This is a genomic window from Lentiprolixibacter sp. (genome assembly GCF_982873095.1).
On record NZ_CEYNTP010000318.1, the window covers coordinates 1 to 2542 of the forward strand.

Below are 2542 nucleotides of genomic sequence, written 5' to 3' on the forward strand. Positions count from 1 at the left end.
GGTAAACATCCACTTTTCCTCCGGGAGGGTATTCGTGGAGCCAAAAGCCCTGATAAGAATCAATGATTGTTTGCCCTTTGGTAGTTCTGCCTTCCATGCCCCAAGCAAATTCTTTTGTATGGGGAGCCAGCGGTTCCCAGCATCTGTTTTTACAAGAATCTCAGTATCGAAATACGATGCCGGATCCTGTGGCATGTTCATAGAGGTAAACAGCATTCTTAACAGCTGTAAACGCTGCGCGGATAAGGCCCGAGATTTACCTGTACTGTTTACCATAACCGCATAGCCAAATGTAGAAGTATATACATTGTAATCCCGTGGCTTTTCTTCAAGGGAATCAAGGTTTTGGTAATAGCGTTCAATTTCAGAAAAGTCCACCAATGTGTTTTTGGATTTGTTGTGCAGGCGACTTTCCTGTGCAGCTCCAGGAAAACCAATCATCAGGGTCAGGGCAGTCAATAAAATTTTGAAGAGGTTCATTTGTAACTAAAGCTGACCATAAAGGATTAAAGTTTATGATATTCAAGAATTTCCCAACTGTACATCTCCTATTTGAGACTTTGAATCATCGTACCGATGTCTTCCCTGGTATATTCTCCGATCTTTTTTATATAGTGCCCTTTACTATTAATTATGGCAAAGCCATAGCAGGCCTCACTTTGTTGAAAAAATTGATGCTGAAAAAAATTATCAGCATCTGCAAAATGGGCTATGCCGTCTAAGATGCTCCTTGCTCTGACAGCATCCCCATACACAAATAGATTACGGTTGTTCCCAAGAGGTACTTCTTTATAAAATTCCTCCCACCATTTAAGGGACGTGTTCAGGTTCTGATAATTGTCATAATGGCAATTGTTTATGGGCATGCGGTAGTTTACAAAAAGTAAGTCTTTCCCCTTCCAGTTGTACTGTTTGCGAATAAACTGCATCTGACTTTCCGTAAGTTGGCCCTTGCCATGGGTAGGATCCTCTCGTGCAAAAGCTATTTCCGGATGTTCGATCAGCTCGAGAAGATCAAAGACATTGTATTCTCCCTTATGTATATAAAACCGACCTGTTTTATCCAATACTACAAAGCTCCCACAAGGGTAGTGTAGGGGCAGAAAGGTTTTTTCAATTATCCCATTCCGGTCTTCAATCCCGTTATGTTGTTTCCCGAATGCGGATCCAATCCCTTTCTTATTCTTATACATAAAAAACTGGCTTACATTCGGCATTTTACGCACTTTATTGACATAGCGCTTAAAGACCCCCCTGAAATAGCGATGGTTTCCGGAATTGCATGGGTCGGGACCGTGATAGTAATTGATGACCAGCAGATGGCCTTCAGGAACGGGCTGATCAGAGAGCAAGCTGAGTTCCTTCCTGATCTCATCCAGTAATTCCGGTGTAACCTTCCCCTTTTTGATCCGCTGCACTTTAACGTTGACCGTAACAGTATCGGATTCGTATTTCAGTTTGTAATAGACGTAAGGGTCATGCGGTTCATTGAATTCCGCTTTGGTGATTTCTACGAAATCGTCATTCAAGTAGACTTCTTTCTGCTGTGCAGACGCGATACCCGCTAATAGCAGGAACGCAATAGACAGGATATACCAGCTTAAGGGCAGTATTTTCATTGATCTTTTTTTCACTGTTCAGTTACCAGCAACCAACAACTTTCAACTATCAACCATCAACTACATCACCCCTTCGGCAGCTTCTGCCGCTGCCCGATGGTAAAGTACAGAATGCAGCCCAGGAGGCCGGTGAAGATCACCACGATCACCCAGATGAGCTTGTCGTTCCCCTCGTAGGTGTTCCCAAGGATATCTACCAGGGCCACTATGGTGAGGAGCAGGGTTATGATGAGGATAAATAAGACGATGATCAGGACGGCCGGACTAATGGCGAGGGGTAGTAGCATGGGTGTTGGTTTTTAGTTGTTCGTTGTTCGTTGTTTGGTTTTGGAAAATCCATTCCAGTTATAAATAGATAGTAGTATCCTGTTTTAATGCTTTCAAGACCGATTCGGGGGTATTTAACTCCTTGTGGAAAATGAGGTCTATTAATGTTCCTTCTGTTTTTTGGTATCGTTTTTCCAGGGCTTCACTATTTTTCATCAAAAGCCCATCTTTGGATGGGTTATCCATTACTTCCTCAATCATCCCCAGCGCCCTCTCATCTGTTATCTCCTCCCAATCGGCAATGGCATCTGCACTTATTTTGCTTACGAAATTATCAAGGTCTTCCGCACGCCAGTAATTCAGTAGCTCATACTTAACTATTGGCCTGATCCCAATCTCATTGATCCGCGAAATGCATTCCTCAAGAGAGATTTCCCCATCTTCAAAGTGAAGCACCAGATTCTTGATCTTTATAAAACGTTCTTTTTCGTTCATTTTTTGCTATAGACAAGGTTTCAAATTGCTGCTAAGTAGATAGCTGAATCTCTTTGGGATTAGGTCCGTGCCGATTGTTGCCGGCGGTTCCCTCCAGAAGATATAGCACAAGCAAGGTAGTGGCTCCTAAGACAGGAATAAACCCTAGTAAAAGGAACCAC

At 42.9% G+C, this 2542-nt stretch carries 4 protein-coding genes; all 4 read right to left on the bottom strand.

Features of this window, described 5'->3' with window-relative positions:
* Positions 1–480: hypothetical protein (locus tag AC4E7D_RS13790; RefSeq protein ID WP_490174356.1), on the bottom strand; the 480-nt coding region annotated here is incomplete at its 3' end.
* 68 nt (positions 481–548) lie between these two features.
* Positions 549–1619, bottom strand: coding sequence for a hypothetical protein (locus AC4E7D_RS13795; protein WP_490174357.1), 1071 nt, complete (start codon positions 1617–1619; stop codon positions 549–551).
* A gap of 65 nt (positions 1620–1684) precedes the next feature.
* A complete protein-coding gene (locus AC4E7D_RS13800; protein ID WP_490174358.1) occupies positions 1685–1906 on the bottom strand; it encodes a PLD nuclease N-terminal domain-containing protein in 222 nt (73 codons plus the stop codon).
* Positions 1907–1964: 58 nt separating this feature from the next.
* Positions 1965–2381 (bottom strand): hypothetical protein, encoded by a 417-nt coding sequence (locus AC4E7D_RS13805; protein ID WP_490174359.1) that lies wholly within the window; start codon positions 2379–2381, stop codon positions 1965–1967.
* Positions 2382–2542 lie beyond the last annotated feature (161 nt).